The 14498-nt window shown below is 40.3% G+C and carries 14 protein-coding genes and 1 tRNA gene; 7 read left to right on the top strand and 8 right to left on the bottom strand.

The genetic code is table 11. The features are described 5' to 3' along the window. The first annotated feature begins 97 nt into the window (after positions 1-97). From AB669_RS11695 to AB669_RS11680, 4 genes are all read left to right on the top strand, one after another. Positions 98-2764, top strand: a complete 2667-nt coding sequence (locus AB669_RS11695) for a valine--tRNA ligase (protein ID WP_047799473.1) — start codon at positions 98-100, stop codon at positions 2762-2764. 354 nt (positions 2765-3118) lie between these two features. Beyond that, entirely contained in the window at positions 3119-4474 is a 1356-nt protein-coding gene (locus AB669_RS11690) for a Gfo/Idh/MocA family protein (protein WP_047799472.1), read from the top strand. An 89-nt stretch (positions 4475-4563) separates the two neighbouring features. Further along, positions 4564-5928, top strand: coding sequence for a DUF1080 domain-containing protein (locus tag AB669_RS11685; RefSeq protein WP_047799471.1), 1365 nt, complete (start codon positions 4564-4566; stop codon positions 5926-5928). 28 nt (positions 5929-5956) lie between these two features. After that, positions 5957-7150: a Gfo/Idh/MocA family protein gene (locus AB669_RS11680; protein ID WP_047799470.1), complete on the top strand. Its 1194-nt coding sequence runs from the start codon at positions 5957-5959 to the stop codon at positions 7148-7150. A gap of 29 nt (positions 7151-7179) precedes the next feature. On the opposite strand, the gene AB669_RS11675 is transcribed toward AB669_RS11680, so the two are convergent. Next, the gene (locus AB669_RS11675) at positions 7180-7638 is read right to left on the bottom strand and encodes a type I restriction enzyme HsdR N-terminal domain-containing protein (protein WP_047799469.1); all 459 of its coding nucleotides are present in this window, start codon (positions 7636-7638) and stop codon (positions 7180-7182) included. A 122-nt stretch (positions 7639-7760) separates the two neighbouring features. On the opposite strand from AB669_RS11675, the gene holA reads away from it, so the two are divergent. Together holA and AB669_RS11665 are read left to right on the top strand one after the other, a co-directional pair. Next, positions 7761-8783 carry a DNA polymerase III subunit delta gene (gene holA / locus AB669_RS11670; protein ID WP_047799468.1) on the top strand — a complete coding sequence of 341 codons (1023 nt, stop codon included), beginning with the start codon at positions 7761-7763 and terminating at the stop codon, positions 8781-8783. A 67-nt stretch (positions 8784-8850) separates the two neighbouring features. Next, on the top strand, positions 8851-9213 hold the full coding sequence (locus tag AB669_RS11665; RefSeq protein ID WP_047799467.1) for a VOC family protein: 363 nt from the start codon (positions 8851-8853) through the stop codon (positions 9211-9213). Here the strand turns inward: AB669_RS11665 and AB669_RS21810 are convergent. The 6 genes from AB669_RS21810 to AB669_RS11635 all read right to left on the bottom strand — a co-directional run bounded on the left by AB669_RS21810 (position 9200) and on the right by AB669_RS11635 (position 12723). After that, positions 9200-9400: a hypothetical protein gene (locus tag AB669_RS21810; RefSeq protein WP_156166734.1), complete on the bottom strand. Its 201-nt coding sequence runs from the start codon at positions 9398-9400 to the stop codon at positions 9200-9202. The two genes, AB669_RS11665 and AB669_RS21810, sit on opposite strands and share 14 nt — an antisense overlap. A gap of 23 nt (positions 9401-9423) precedes the next feature. Next, positions 9424-9495 (bottom strand) — tRNA-Cys (locus AB669_RS11655). A 158-nt stretch (positions 9496-9653) separates the two neighbouring features. Continuing rightward, positions 9654-10076 carry a GtrA family protein gene (locus tag AB669_RS11650; protein WP_047799465.1) on the bottom strand — a complete coding sequence of 141 codons (423 nt, stop codon included), beginning with the start codon at positions 10074-10076 and terminating at the stop codon, positions 9654-9656. Next, positions 10073-10759, bottom strand: a complete 687-nt coding sequence (locus AB669_RS11645; RefSeq protein WP_047799464.1) for a CDP-alcohol phosphatidyltransferase family protein — start codon at positions 10757-10759, stop codon at positions 10073-10075. The genes AB669_RS11650 and AB669_RS11645 overlap by 4 nt, the downstream gene beginning before the upstream one ends. A 152-nt stretch (positions 10760-10911) precedes the next feature. Then, positions 10912-11718 carry a phytanoyl-CoA dioxygenase family protein gene (locus AB669_RS11640; RefSeq protein ID WP_047799463.1) on the bottom strand — a complete coding sequence of 269 codons (807 nt, stop codon included), beginning with the start codon at positions 11716-11718 and terminating at the stop codon, positions 10912-10914. Positions 11719-11928: 210 nt separating this feature from the next. Next, a complete protein-coding gene (locus AB669_RS11635; RefSeq protein WP_047799462.1) occupies positions 11929-12723 on the bottom strand; it encodes an SDR family oxidoreductase in 795 nt (264 codons plus the stop codon). 140 nt (positions 12724-12863) lie between these two features. On the opposite strand from AB669_RS11635, the gene AB669_RS11630 reads away from it, so the two are divergent. Beyond that, positions 12864-13268: an EVE domain-containing protein gene (locus AB669_RS11630; protein ID WP_047799461.1), complete on the top strand. Its 405-nt coding sequence runs from the start codon at positions 12864-12866 to the stop codon at positions 13266-13268. Positions 13269-13296: 28 nt separating this feature from the next. Here AB669_RS11630 and AB669_RS11625 read toward each other — a convergent pair whose 3' ends face one another. Beyond that, the gene (locus tag AB669_RS11625) at positions 13297-14484 is read right to left on the bottom strand and encodes a sodium:proton antiporter (protein WP_047799460.1); all 1188 of its coding nucleotides are present in this window, start codon (positions 14482-14484) and stop codon (positions 13297-13299) included. Between the last annotated feature and the right edge of the window lie 14 nt (positions 14485-14498).

Genomic DNA, 14498 nt, shown 5'->3' with positions numbered 1-14498 from the left:
AAAATAGGGCTATTACTGAAAACAGGGCTATTACTGAAAACAGGTATGCTTTGGTCTTTCAGCTTAATTAGCTATTTTTGGGCTTTTAATATAATTCATGAGCATTTCCACGAAGTACAATCCTGCAGAAACAGAAGATAAATGGTATAGCTATTGGCTATCAAAAAAGTTTTTTCACTCGGAACCAGATGACCGCGAGCCTTACACCATCGTAATTCCACCGCCAAACGTTACCGGAGTGCTGCACATGGGCCACATGCTTAACAATACCATTCAGGATGTTTTGATTCGTAAAGCGCGGATGCAGGGCAAAAATGCCTGTTGGGTTCCAGGTACCGATCATGCTTCAATCGCAACGGAAGCTAAAGTTGTAGCCATGTTGAAAGAACAGGGCATCAATAAAAAGGATCTTTCCCGTGAAGAGTTTTTAAAATATGCATGGGAGTGGAAAGAGAAATATGGCGGCATTATTTTAGAACAGTTAAAAAAATTAGGTGCAAGCTGCGACTGGGACCGTACCCGTTTTACAATGGAGGAGGACCTTTCTGAAGCCGTTATCGATTCGTTTATTCACCTGTATAAAAAAGGCTGGATTTATCGGGGTGTCCGGATGGTTAACTGGGATCCTGCTGGTAAAACGGCAGTTTCTGATGAGGAAGTTATTCGTAAGGAAGTAAACCAGAAGCTATACTACATTAAGTATCTTATTTCTGGTACTGATGATCAATACCTGACCATTGCAACAACCCGCCCGGAAACGATTATGGCCGACGCTGCAATTTGTATTAACCCGAATGATGAACGTTTTACGCACCTGAAAGGTAAAAAAGTATTCGTTCCTCTGGTAAATCACGAGATTCCGGTTATTGAAGATGACTATGTTGATATTGAGTTTGGTACCGGTTGTTTAAAAGTTACCCCTGCACATGATTTGAATGACTACGAGTTGGGTGTTAAACACCATTTGCCGGTTACAGATATCCTGAATGACGATGGGACTTTAAACGAGCTGGCTGTTATTTTGGTTGGCGAAGACAGGTTCATTGCCAGAAAAAAGATTGCTAAGTTATTGGATGAGGCAGGTCATTTAGATAAAGTTGAAGATTATAAATCGCAGGTTGGTTTCTCTGAACGTACGGATGCGGCTATCGAACCAAAGCTTTCCATGCAGTGGTTTGTAAAAATGAAGGAGCTGGCACAGCCTGCATTGGATGATGTTTTGAATGGAGAAGTGAATCTGATTCCGAATAAATTTGAAAATACTTACCGCCACTGGATGGAGAATGTGCGCGACTGGAATATTTCGCGTCAGTTATGGTGGGGGCAGCAAATTCCGGCCTGGTATGACGACAAAGGAAACTGGGTAGTGGCAAAAACCAAAGACGAAGCTTTAGAGGAATTCTGGAAGAAAAAACATCTGGATGAAAGCTGCTCGGAGGCCGAAAAAGCTGGTTTCAAACATCAATTGGAGCCTTTCGTAAAACAGGATGAGGATGTAATGGATACCTGGTTTTCATCATGGTTGTGGCCGATTTCTGTTTTTAATGGTTTTAAAAATCCGGATAATGCGGATATTAACTATTACTACCCGACCAATGATCTGGTAACAGCACCAGAGATTTTATTTTTCTGGGTGGCACGGATGATTATGGCAGGACATGAGTTTATGGGCAAGAAGCCATTTACCAATGTTTATTTAACCGGTATTGTTCGCGACAAATTAGGACGTAAGATGTCTAAATCGCTGGGTAATTCGCCGGATCCGATTGGCTTGATTGAGAAATATGGTGCAGATGCCGTTCGTGTAGGGATGCTGATGTCATCACCTGCAGGTAACGACTTAATGTTTGATGAAAGTTATTGTGAACAGGGCCGTAACTTTGCGTCGAAGATCTGGAATGCTTTCCGTTTGGTTAAGGGTTGGGAAGTTGATGAGCGTTTGGAAAATCCGAATAAGCAAGCCATTTCCTGGTTTGAAAACCGTTTCAGTGCTGCCCTGATAGACATTGAAGATAACTTTAAGCAATACCGTTTATCGGAAGCCTTAATGACCACCTATAAATTGGTTTGGGATGATTTCTGTGCATGGTACTTAGAGATGGTTAAGCCTGCTTACCAACAACCTATTGATGCGGAGAGCTATCAGGCCACCATTGGCTTTTTTGAAAATATCATTAAATTACTGCATCCTAATATGCCTTTCTTAACAGAAGAATTATGGCATGATGAATTATTCGGTACACGTGAAGAACTGGATTGTTGCATTGTTGCTGATTTTCCAAAGGCGGGGGCAATTGATGAGAAATTGTTAAAAGATGCTGAAGTTGTTAAAACTGTGGTTGCAGAGATCAGGAATGTTCGTAACCAAAAGCAAATTTCGCCAAAGGAAACATTACCGTTAAGCCTGAAAGTGAATTCTGATATTGATTATGAAAAATGGTTAAATGTTGTTTTCAAGCTGGCCAATGTTTCTGAAGCAGAAATCGTAAATGAGAAGATAGCTGGTGCTACAGCTTTCATGGCTGGTAAAGATGAATTCTTTATTCCACTGACAGAAAACGTTGATGTTGACGCTGAACGTAACCGTTTGAATGCCGACCTGGTTTACCTGCAGGGTTTCCTTAAATCGGTAGATGCCAAGTTGGGCAATGAACGTTTTGTACAAAATGCAAAACCTGAAATTATTGCCAATGAACGAAATAAGAAAGCAGATGCTGAAGCCAAGATCAAGATCATTGAGGAGGGTTTAGCCGCATTGGGATAGCATTCATCAGTAAAAACATGAATCTGAAAGCGCCTATAGGTTTTTCAGATTAAAGAAGTCCTTTTGAATATCATTCGAAAGGACTTTTTATATTTACCAGGTATCATGGATATCTTATGGTGGCATTTATTTATTTCAAACGTTTTCCATTTTTTTTACGCAATCTTATTGAGTTCAACAGATGCCATTTACAGGCATTTATTCAATGATTATGGCAGTTGAGCTTTAATTCCGGTCTGATGGTTTCAAAAATATTACTTATCAGAATTCAGCTTTTGGTTTTATTAACCATATTTTAGGTTGATAAAACGGTTTACCCACAGCCTTTTATTTTATTCTAACCTAATATTAACCATGGAAAACCCAAGGAGAAAATTCATTAAACAGTCCGCGATTTTTGCTGCGGCTACTTACGCCGGTACAATGGGTATGAGTGCCAAGAGTTACGGTCGGATTATCGGCGCAAATGACCGTGTCCGTGTTGGCGTAGTAGGCTTTTCAGACCGGTTTAAGGATACCTTATTACCCTGCTTTTTAAACCACAATAAGGAACTCAATTTTGATATAGTTGGATTATCAGACTTGTGGAACTACCGTCGGGATTTAGGTATCGCTCATTTAAAAGATAAATTTGGACATGACATCAAAGCCTGCCGTAATAACGAAGAGCTATATGTCACAAAAGACCTTGATGCCGTCATTATCAGCACGGCTGATTTTCAGCATGCCCTTCATACGATTGAGGCCGTAAAAGCTAACTGTGATGCATACGTTGAAAAACCATTTGCTGAGACAATGGATGACGCCAAGGCGGCGCTTAGAGCAGTAAAGGCAACCGACAGGATTGTGCAGATTGGCTCTCAGCGCAGAAGCGGAGAAAACTATGTAAACGCGGCTAAATTTATACAGGAAGGTAAGTTTGGGCCCATTACCGCAGTTGATTTGGTATGGAACGTAAATCAGCCGGGACGATGGCGAAGACCTGATCTGGTAGCTAAGCTAAAAGAAGCGGATATTGACTGGAAAAAGTTTTTATTAAACAGGCCTTCCGAAAGTTTCGATCCACGTAAGTATCTGGAGTACCGGTTATTCTGGCCTTACTCTTCAGGTATGCCCGGACAGTGGATGTCGCATCAGATTGATACGGTTCATTGGTTTACAGGATTAAAGCACCCGAGGAGTGTTGTTGCTAACGGCGGCATTTACACCTGGAAAGACGGACGGAGGAACTGGGATTCTATGGTTGCGGTTTTTGATTACGGTCAGCCAGATACAACAGATGGTTTTCAGGTAACCTTTACTTCGAGAATGCAGAATAGTGTGGGAGATGTAGGTGAGGTTTATTATTCGAATGGAGGAGAGCTTAACCTGATTACCAATAAAGTTTCTCCAAAGGGTGGATTGAAAGAAAGAGAGGCAGCGGCGATGGGCTTAAAGGCTAATCTTTTACCTGAATTCGACCTGAGTAAAACTGAAATAAAAGCGGCCACCGGGGCAAATATGGGTGGGGATGCGCTAACGTCGGGGCACATGAGGAACTGGATGGAATGTGTGCGGAGCCGTAAAACACCAAATGCTCCGGTCGAAGCTGGTTATTCACATTCCATTGCCAATATCATGACCAATGCTGCGGTTAGAACAGGTGCTAAATCCATTTTCGATGAGGGCAGGCAAGAAGTGATTGCAAATGGCAAAGTTTTTAAATATTAAATCATTTATCACCACCTAAGATAACTAAGTTCAAAAAGTTTGAATAACGAAGATGCACTTAGATGTAAAGGGTTGTAAACTATAAATAAATGTTAAACATTAGAAGATACACATTTTTAGCGCTAACATTTGCCAGTTTAACTTCGGCAGCGCAGAAAACAAGGCCACTTTTTGATGGCAAGACGCTTACAGGCTGGAAAGCTGTTGCAGGTGCTGCACCTTATAAGGTGGAAGACGGGATGATTGTGGGGACCATGACAAAAGGCACACCAAACTCATTTCTGATTACTGAGCTGGAATATGGGGATTTTGTTCTGGAACTGGATGTTAAGCTTGAAGGTGAGACGACCAACTCAGGGATTCAGACCCGTAGTCATATCAAGGCAGAGGGCAACAATGGCAAGGGGCTGGTGTTTGGCAGGCAGGTTGAAATAGATCCCACGGTGCGGGCCTGGACAGGGGGGATTTATGATGAGGCCAGGCGACTGTGGCTTTATCCGCTTGAACTTAATTCCCCGGCGAAATCGGTTTATAAAAAGAATGAATTCAACCATTACAAGATCGAAAACATTGGTGATGAATTAAAAACCTGGGTTAACGGAATACCTATTGCCTACGTAATCGATACATTAGATCAATCGGGTTTCATTGGTTTACAGGTACATGGCATTGGAAACGAACTGGGTAATGATGGAAAGAAAGTTTATTTCAAAAACATCAATATCCAGACCGAAGGCTTAAAAGCAAAAACTTTTCCGAAAGGCGTTTATACTGTAAATTTAACGCCAAATACGCTTTCTGCATATGAGAAAGCTAATGGATACAAACTGCTGTTTGATGGAAAAAGTAACGCAGGCTGGAAGGGCGCCTATAAACCAGCTTTTCCGGAGAAGGGATGGAAAATTGCCAGTGGTGTAATTAGTGTTGAGCCATCGGGGGGCGCAGAATCTACCAATGGCGGTGATATTGTAACCAAAGAAGAATTCTCCGCATTTGATTTGTCTTTTGAGTTTAAGCTTACACCCGGCGCCAACAGCGGAGTTAAATACTTTGTTACCCTGAGTGAAAATAATACGGGATCGGCAATTGGTCTGGAGTATCAGGTTTTGGATGATGTACTTCACCCTGATGCTAAACTAGGTAGAGACGGAAACCGTACACTGGCATCGCTTTACGACCTGATCACTTCAAAAAAGGAAGCCCGTTACCTGCGTCCAATCGGATCGTGGAACAATGGAAGGGTAGTGGTTTATCCTGATAACAGGGTAGAGCATTATTTAAACGGGGTTAAGGTGCTGGAATATGTGCGTGGTTCGGAAGAATTTAGAAAACTTGTGGCCATCAGTAAATACAAAGACTGGAAAAATTTCGGGGAAGCTCCTAAAGGACACATCTTATTGCAGGATCATGGTAACAAGGTTGATTTCAGAACAATAAAAATAAAGTCGTTATAGGCTTTTGTTTTAAATAAATAGCGTAAAAATGCATCGTAGATCGTTTATCAGGGATTCAGCTTTGCTAGGTTCTGGTTTGTTATTGGGGAATGAAGTCTTTGCTGATGTAAAAGCAGATCGGGTGATCAATATTGCGATGATTGGCTGTGGTGACAGGGGCAAAGGTGTGCTGTCGGTAATTAAGTCGATGCCTTCAAAATTCAGAACGGCCGCTTACTGTGATGTGCTGGATTTCAGATTAAAAGAAGCTGAAAAATATGTTCCTGCTGACGCCAAGCCAATTAAGAATTATCAGCAGGTTCTGGACGATAAAAATATAGATGCTGTTTTTATTGCAACGCCCTTAAGTGAGCATTTCAAAATTGCAAAAGGTGCAGTACTTGCGGGTAAGCATGTGTATGTAGAAAAAACAATGACCTACAGTATTGAACAGGCGCTTGAATTGAAAAAACTGGTAAATCTTTCAAAACAACGAACTTTTCAGGTTGGCTATCAATACCGTTACTCGCCACTTTATTTCAAGGTGAAGGATATGATTCAGAGTGGATACCTGGGCAAGGTATCGCAAATTGATTGTCGCTGGGACCGGAATGCGAACTGGCGCAGGCCTGTACCCGACCCGTCTCTGGAGCGTAAAATCAACTGGCGTATGTATAAAGAATATTCTGGAGGGCTTGCTGCTGAACTATTGTCTCACCAGATCGATTTCATCAACTGGGCATTTGAAACGCAACCTGATGAAATTATAGGTTCGGGTGGGATCGATGTTTTCGAAGATGGCCGGGAAACCTATGATAATATTCAGGCTATACTTCGTTACAACGAAAAAGGCATGATTGGTAACTTCGGCGCTACTTGTGGAAATAAGCATGACGGTTATCTTTTTAAAATTAAAGGGACAAAAGGGACTGTGTCATTATTAACAGATACAGGAGTGTTTTATCCTGAAGAGATCGCCAAAAAAGAACTTGGAATTGTTGACGGGGTAAGCGGGGCTACTAAGATTGTTGTGAATCAAGATGGCGGCATTCCTATATTAGACAAGCCGACTAAAGACGGGACCATTTATGCTTTGGATGAATTTTATAAATCGGTTATAACCGGCTCGCAGCCTGTATCCGGAATCAACACGGGTACCCAGGCTGCCATTTGCGTAGCCATGTGTAATGAAGCAATCTATTCGGGTACCAAGCAGCTTTGGAAAAAGGAATATGGCTTGTGACAGGTATTACAAGGTTAAACGATTGCGTGCTATAGATCCGGATACTCTGGCATTTGAGGCGTAAAGGCAAAACTCCCATTTTTGATATCCATTTTGGCATATACATGCTGCAGGCCATTGGTTAAAACAATCCATTTAGCCTGGTGAATAGAATTATATCGGGAAGCCTGCTCAAATACGGCCTGGGTAATTTTAACTTTTGGCGCTTTACACTCAATAAGCATCAGCTTTTCCCCGGCAGTATTGTAAACCAGGATGTCACTACGCTTTTGCAATTGATTTAATACCAGGCCTCCCTCAATTTGAATCAGGGTTTTAGGAAATTTTTTGCTGGCAATCAAATCCTGTATAAAATGCTGGCGTACCCACTCTTCGGGCGTTAAAACAAGATGTTTTCTTCTCAGTTCATCGAAAATAAAAACCACATCATCTTTCTTTGTAATTTTAAACGGGTATGGTGGAAGATTAAGTGGAGTAGGGTTAAACATTTTTAGTCACTGGTGTGGATTGCAGGTTTGTGCTGTTATTCAAATAAAACTGACGGGCTAAAGTTACTATTGTTTATAAACAATTGCGAGAATCATAAAAGCTAAATTGTAATTTTACAGCTATGACCGCCGCCGAAATTATCAAGGATATCAAAGCCCGTAAGTATAAGCCAGTGTATTTATTACATGGTGAGGAATCGTATTACATCGACCAGCTAACGGATTATATAGAAGATAACGTATTAAACAGTGCAGAAAAAGGCTTCAATCAAACGGTTTTATACGGCAAGGACACTGATATGAACACTGTTCTTGGCGCGGCCAAGCGTTATCCTATGATGTCGGAATACCAGGTTGTTATTGTAAAAGAAGCGCAGGATTTAAAATGGGGTAAGGAGGACGCGGGTAGTAAGGAGGCTGAATTTGTATTAAATTATTTCGAGAAGCCTTTACCGAGCACCATTTTAGTACTGGCATTTAAGTATGCAAATTTTGATAAGCGGAAGAAAATTTACAAGGCAATTAGTAAAAGCGGACTGATCTTTCAGTCGGATGCGGTTAGGGATTATAAACTCGTACCTTGGATTGAGGAATTTATACGCGAAAAGGGTTATAAGATAGACCAGCAGGCTTCCGCGTTAATGGCCGAATATCTCGGCACTGACTTGTCGAAGATTGCGAATGAGATTGAAAAACTCATGCTCAATGTACCTAAAGAGATGACGATAAATACGGATCTGGTTCAGAAAAATATCGGCATCAGCAAAGAGTATAATGTTTTCGAACTCCAAAAAGCGCTTGCTATCCGTGACGTATTGAAGTGCAACAGAATCATCAATTATTTCTCAAGCAACCCCAAAGCAAATCCTATGGTTATGGTGCTGGCTAATTTAGGAGGATATTTTACCAAGCTGCTGAAATATCACTATGTGCCTAACAAAGCTGATGCAGCTTCAGTATTAGGCGTTCCGCCTTTTTTTATCAAGGATTATGAAGTTGCAGCGCGAAATTATCACGCAGGAAAAGTTTTTCAGGTCATCAGCCTGCTTCGGGAATATGATTTGAAGAGTAAGGGGCTGGACAGTTCGGGGAATGTAAATGATGGAGAGCTTCTTAAGGAACTTGTATTTAAAATCATCCATTAAAAGTTAAAAGAATGGTTGTTTAGCCATTTAACTGCTCAATTGATAATCATTAATTAAAAAATAAACTATGTTACAGGGACTTAGGACGATTGTGTATTACGTTGGCGATTTAGAAGCTGCGAAAGAATGGTATAAAAAGGTTTTCGAGATTGAGCCCTATTTTGACGAAGCCTATTATGTTGGTTATAATATTGGTGGCTTCGAACTGGGTTTAAATCCGGATGATACTGGTTATAGCAATGGTAACCATTCCATCACCTACTGGGGTGTTGAGAATATTAAATCGGCTTTTGATCGTTTGGCCAGTATGGATGTTGATATTCATGAGCAGCCGAATAATGTTGGGGGAGACGTTTGGGTTGGAAGTATCTTCGATCCGTTTGGAAATGTTATCGGCTTAATCGAAAATCCTGCGTTTAAATTAAGCTAAAACCCTTATTGATTTCATCTACTTGGAGATGCGGGTCTTCCGTTTCTCCCGCGGTTTCCTTTGGCTTTTCCGCCTCTTTTCTATTGGCGATTAAGTAATCTTCCTCATCATCAATTTTTGTTGCACCGCAATTTCCGGGTATATTAAAAAAATCCCTGACCAGCGGGCAGTCGTTAGGTAATGGCATTTTTGTAATTATCAATTTCTTTGACGTCATGGGCGGATTCGAACCGCCGTAAAAGGTTTTGCAGACCTGTACCTCAACCACTCGGCCACATGACTATGTTGTGCAAATTCCCATGAATGTTATCTTGATTAGACATTCAAATTCTGAACTGCTAAGCAAATATAGTATAATTAATATATATTCTATAGAATCAGTAGTCATTTTGTTTTTGCAGTGCAGGATGGTCAAGCAGATCCTGTACTTTTAGGGGCAGTTAATGAGATTGGACTGCTTTGCTGGATCTAAAAACCCAGTGTTTCATCAGTGGATAGTTAAACCCGTAAGAAACAATACTGTCGATTAGTAAGCGACCTATCCGATAATCTAAATTGATGGTTCGGTGTAGCAGGTAGGTCCCAGCCGACTTTAAGGAAATGCTACCCAATACCACTCCGACAAACCTTGTTAACTGTTGTTGGGGTGTTGCGGAGTATCCTGACTGATTTTTGAACGCCCAAAGGCGGTTTAAAGAAAAGTTAACAATTCCTCCAACGGTTCCGGAAATCAGGATTGAAAAGACGAAATGCAGGTGTAAAATCTCGGTAAGAAATATCATCAAAGCATAATCGGTTATTCCTCCTGAAAATGCTGAAAGCTGAGCCTTAAGGAATATTATTATTGATTTACGCTTCTTCATTTTAACTTTTCCTCCCGATCACGCTCGTTCCCAGCTTCCAGTAACTTAATGGTATCGACCATATTGATGATGAACAAAGATGCCGTGGTGATCAAAGCGGAGTATGTAATGGTTTGAGGAAATAGCCACTCTACAATAAAAATCAGCGCAATTAGTACACGGAGTTCAGTGGGGCCGAACCAACCTGAATCTATACGATAGACATTTGTTATCTTATATCTGAGCAGCGATATGATCATCGACCATCCGTAAAGTACTACGAAAAGGAAACCTAAAACTTTAACACTCTCATTTGCATAATAATAGTATCCTAAACCTGTAAGGATGATGCTCATCCAGTCCATGATGATATCTAAAGCGAAGCCGTACCACTTTCTGGGAGTATTTCGATAGTAAGCCAATCTGCCATCAAGAGAATCGCCTAGCCAATTTACGATCAGTCCAACTATACCTAACAGCAGGAAGTTTTTATGATAGTGCTCTGCAAGCGTGAACCCTCCAAATACAATGAAAGATCCGAGCATACCGATGCCTGTCAGGATATTCGGTGAAACCCAACCGGGAACACATTTCAGCAGAGCGTGAATTAAAAACTGTTCACCATTCCGCATGATGTTTGATCGTTTACGATCTGCAAAAATTTGCTTCCGCTCTGTTATCTGCACCTTCTCGCTTATCGCCATCAGCAGCTTAACAAAATAATGCCCGAGATTATAGCTACCTCCGGCCTGTAGGTGTTATGAATCTTTTTCTGACATGATTTAATCATTAATAAAGGTTTTCGAAGTTTTCCGGTTTTGGCCAGGTAACTAAAAATTAAGATAAAGATCATAAGCTATTTAACTATCCCCGCAAAACGCTGATAAAATACTGTTGGACTATTTTCATTTTTCGGCGCATATTTTCCAGCGATTATTGGAATATAAATCACCTTTCTTCTGCTCTCTTCTCCACGAATTGATGACTCTGCTACTCTATGCCATAATCTCCCGTCATGAACAGTCAGGTCACCTGCTTCTGGCAGGATGGAAACCTCATCTCTGTCTGGTTTATTATCTAAGAAATATTTTTTACGGAAAAGCATCTGGTAAATACTCTGTTTGTGTGTTCCTGGTATAATTTTCAATCCACCATTCTGTGGGTTCTGCGTAGTCAGATGGATTCCAACGTTGAGCATTGGATTTAGTTTTCCACCATAAAAAATATCTCTTAATCCATCTGTATGCCAACCCATTTTAGTGAAACTGCTGTCGGGGCCATTCACGTAATGATTGAAAACCATTCCGTCTTTTTCTTCCGTGCCTAATCTTGAATCTTCTCCGGCCAGGGGAAGTAAAGCTGAAATTCTTGGATCAAGTAATAAACCACTCAGCGTTTTGTGATGCTGGTTGATGAACGCAAAACGCTGCACAATTCTGGAACCATCTAAATCGGTTCCATATTTAATTGGCACCCCGTTTATTTTACGGATATCTGCATTTATCCAGTCTCTTTGAACTTCTTTTGATGCCTGATTGATGGAGGCGACTGTAGACTTTTCGATAAAGTTTTTGAAATGGATGAAACCGTGCGTATTGAAAAAATCAATCTGTGCTGAGGTTAGATTTTCTGATAAGGTAAAGGTTGGATACGAGGATGCCATATAGTAAAAGTTTAAATTAAGGAAATGTAGAATTGGTTGATAGAAGATTATGAACAACAGCAGCACATTCGCATTCGCGAGTGGTTCTGTGCATGAGTGTAAGATAAGTGTCTATACTTATACATTATCTATAGATTTAGTAGTATTTAATACAAACGTAATCTTTTTTTAACATTACAACGAATTTAAAATGCTTTTTTTTGAAATAAATCAGGTTTTATAAATTCCTGCCGCCATCTTTTCGATGAAGAACTTAGGCAGGACTCTGTTGGCGTACACGCTAATTAGATTGGTGAAGCCTGGAATGACTTCTGATTTGCGGCCGAACAAGCCGTTTAGGCCTATTTTTGCAACCTCATTGGGTTTCATGTTAAACTTTTCAGCCATCTTGCTAAAAGCATCCAGTCCAGCTCTGTGGGCAAACCCCGTGTCGACAGGTCCCGGGCTTAAGCAGGTAATGGATAGGTTACTTTCCCTATGTTCAAAGCGCAGTGCTCTGGTAAAGGAAAGAATAAATGATTTGGTAGCTGAATAGATAGCAAGTGTTGGAACAGCCTGATAGGCTGCGGTACTGGAAACGTTCAGGATATATGCTTCTTTTTCCAAAAGCAAGCGGGGTATAAAAAGGTGACATAGCTTCACTACAGTATCCATATTTAACCTGCACATATCCATTTGAGCAGATAAGTCTAAAGAAGAGAAATTGCCCCACAAGCCATATCCCGCGTTGTTGATTAGTACCGAAATCTTCAAGTAATTTTCTGATATCCAGTTTAATACTGTTTCAGGTGAAGCGCTTTCAGCCAGATCAATCGCTAAAAAAGTTGCTTTTATGCCGTATTGACTGGAAAGTTCTTTGCAAATTCCGGCAAGTTCCGCTTCAGACCTCGCAATCAAAGCAAGGTTATATCCTTTCTTTGCCAGTTCTATAGCAAATGATTTGCCTAATCCTTTACTGGCTCCGGTAACCAGTGCAAATGTTTTTTGACTAAGATCTTTTTCCATACGTATATTTTCAGTGCCCTAAAATATCATATAATATCTCATGTTGCTTTATTTTTATTAAAAACAGATGTAATTGTCGCCTGGAGTAGTTTTCAAATTCACTTCGTTTTGGTAGTTTTGAATCATTAATAAAGATACATATGAATCATTGGTTAGTAAAGAGTGAACCTTTTAAATACAGTTGGGAAAAATTTAATGAAGATGGGCGCACCTTTTGGGATGGTGTTCGTAATTATCAGGCCAGAAACAACCTGAAAGCGATGAAACAGGGTGATCTGGTATTATTCTATCATAGTAATGAAGGAAAAAATGTAGTTGGTATTGCGAAAGTGATCAAAGAGTTTTACCAAGATCCTACTACTGATGATGCCAACTGGGTTGTTGTAGATCTCGCTCCGGTAGAGACATTAAAGTATCCCGTATCGTTGGAGCAGATCAAAGCTGAACCCAGCCTTACCGATATATCATTGGTTAGACAAGGCCGCCTTTCTGTGATGTCTTTAAAAGCCGAAGAATTTGATAAGATTTTGGAAATGGGAAGCTGATGATCAGTTTCCTTATCTTACAGTCAGTTTAAACCGTAATCTCTTCTGTTTTTCTTTTGCTTAGTGTGATGCCGAGCGTCATTACAATGCTTGATCCCAATACAACGAGGAATAAAAATGACGGACCCACTTCAATTACCTTAAGCGATGCAGGTAGGTTAAAGTAAAGTAAAATGCTAATCAAACCACGGGGTGCTATAAATAAAATTGGAGATACGCTGCCATTCTTGAATACTTTTAAGAAAAATACCCGGATCAGGTAAATGCTGATCAGTATGAAAAAACCATTTGCCAGGATCAGTTTATTGTTTAGCTCGCCGATATTCATGGTAAACCCAAAAATCACGAAGAAAAATGTGCGCAGAATGAAAGCACTTTCTGCAGACAACTGATAAAGCTGTGAAAGATCATTGGTTAAGTTTTTATAAATAAAAACACTTCTGAACCACATATTTTGAATGGTATCGGCGTTGTTCAAAAATAATCCTGTACTCAAAATCAGTACCAGTGAAGATAAATGATAGGATTGACCGATGGCGTATACCAATATCAGGATGGAGATGATCAGGAAAAACTTGATGTGATGAACAAGTTTTCCCATGATATATAATAGGACTACACACGCAATAGCTGATAGCAGAATAATTAAGAAGGTGCTTAACCCCAGGCCAATAAATGCAGAGGGCGTAATGGAGTGATTGGTGATTGCGAAATTAAATATAATGATGCCCAGTATATCGGAGAATGACGATTCGTAAATGACAAACTCTTTATCTGACTTATTTAATGCCGCAGCTGATGGTATGGCAATTGCCGAGCTGATTACGCTAAATGGAATGGCATTTGCAATGCACGTATACAAATTATGATGAGTGATCTGATATACGATTAGGGTAATAACGGTAATTGTTCCCAGCAAAATCGTCAGTGCTGATAAAAAGGCGCTTCTAATAAGTTTGTTTTTATTCCGGTCGTATTTTAATTCCAGAGATCCCTCAAATACAATTAAAATCAGGCCTACGGTACCAAGGGTAGGTAGGATAGACAGAAAATTAAACGTTTGGATTTTTAAAGAATCGACCAGAAACCTCAAGCCTATGCCAAGCAGTAAGAGCAATAAAACCGATGGTATTTTTGTTCTACTGGACACTAAATCAAACAGATAAGAGAAAATTACTAATCCGCTTAAAATAATAAGAATGGTATAGGTTGTCATATTTTTCAGCCTAG

Origin of the sequence: Pedobacter sp. BMA, from assembly GCF_001027745.1 — a bacterium.
GTDB lineage: Bacteria > Bacteroidota > Bacteroidia > Sphingobacteriales > Sphingobacteriaceae > Pedobacter.
This window is presented reverse-complemented; position numbering and strand designations above follow the sequence as displayed.

What these genes read in the sequence shown, in the direction of transcription:
- AB669_RS11695 (WP_047799473.1), top strand. Translation starts at nt 98, where the DNA reads ATGAGCATTTCCACGAAGTACAATCCTGCAGAAACAGAAGATAAATGG.
- AB669_RS11690 (WP_047799472.1), top strand. Translation starts at nt 3,119, where the DNA reads ATGGAAAACCCAAGGAGAAAATTCATTAAACAGTCCGCGATTTTTGCT.
- AB669_RS11685 (WP_047799471.1), top strand. Translation starts at nt 4,564, where the DNA reads ATGTTAAACATTAGAAGATACACATTTTTAGCGCTAACATTTGCCAGT.
- AB669_RS11680 (WP_047799470.1), top strand. Translation starts at nt 5,957, where the DNA reads ATGCATCGTAGATCGTTTATCAGGGATTCAGCTTTGCTAGGTTCTGGT.
- AB669_RS11675 (WP_047799469.1), bottom strand. Translation starts at nt 7,638, where the DNA reads ATGTTTAACCCTACTCCACTTAATCTTCCACCATACCCGTTTAAAATT.
- holA (WP_047799468.1), top strand. Translation starts at nt 7,761, where the DNA reads ATGACCGCCGCCGAAATTATCAAGGATATCAAAGCCCGTAAGTATAAG.
- AB669_RS11665 (WP_047799467.1), top strand. Translation starts at nt 8,851, where the DNA reads ATGTTACAGGGACTTAGGACGATTGTGTATTACGTTGGCGATTTAGAA.
- AB669_RS21810 (WP_156166734.1), bottom strand. Translation starts at nt 9,400, where the DNA reads ATGCCATTACCTAACGACTGCCCGCTGGTCAGGGATTTTTTTAATATA.
- AB669_RS11650 (WP_047799465.1), bottom strand. Translation starts at nt 10,076, where the DNA reads ATGAAGAAGCGTAAATCAATAATAATATTCCTTAAGGCTCAGCTTTCA.
- AB669_RS11645 (WP_047799464.1), bottom strand. Translation starts at nt 10,759, where the DNA reads ATGGCGATAAGCGAGAAGGTGCAGATAACAGAGCGGAAGCAAATTTTT.
- AB669_RS11640 (WP_047799463.1), bottom strand. Translation starts at nt 11,718, where the DNA reads ATGGCATCCTCGTATCCAACCTTTACCTTATCAGAAAATCTAACCTCA.
- AB669_RS11635 (WP_047799462.1), bottom strand. Translation starts at nt 12,723, where the DNA reads ATGGAAAAAGATCTTAGTCAAAAAACATTTGCACTGGTTACCGGAGCC.
- AB669_RS11630 (WP_047799461.1), top strand. Translation starts at nt 12,864, where the DNA reads ATGAATCATTGGTTAGTAAAGAGTGAACCTTTTAAATACAGTTGGGAA.
- AB669_RS11625 (WP_047799460.1), bottom strand. Translation starts at nt 14,484, where the DNA reads ATGACAACCTATACCATTCTTATTATTTTAAGCGGATTAGTAATTTTC.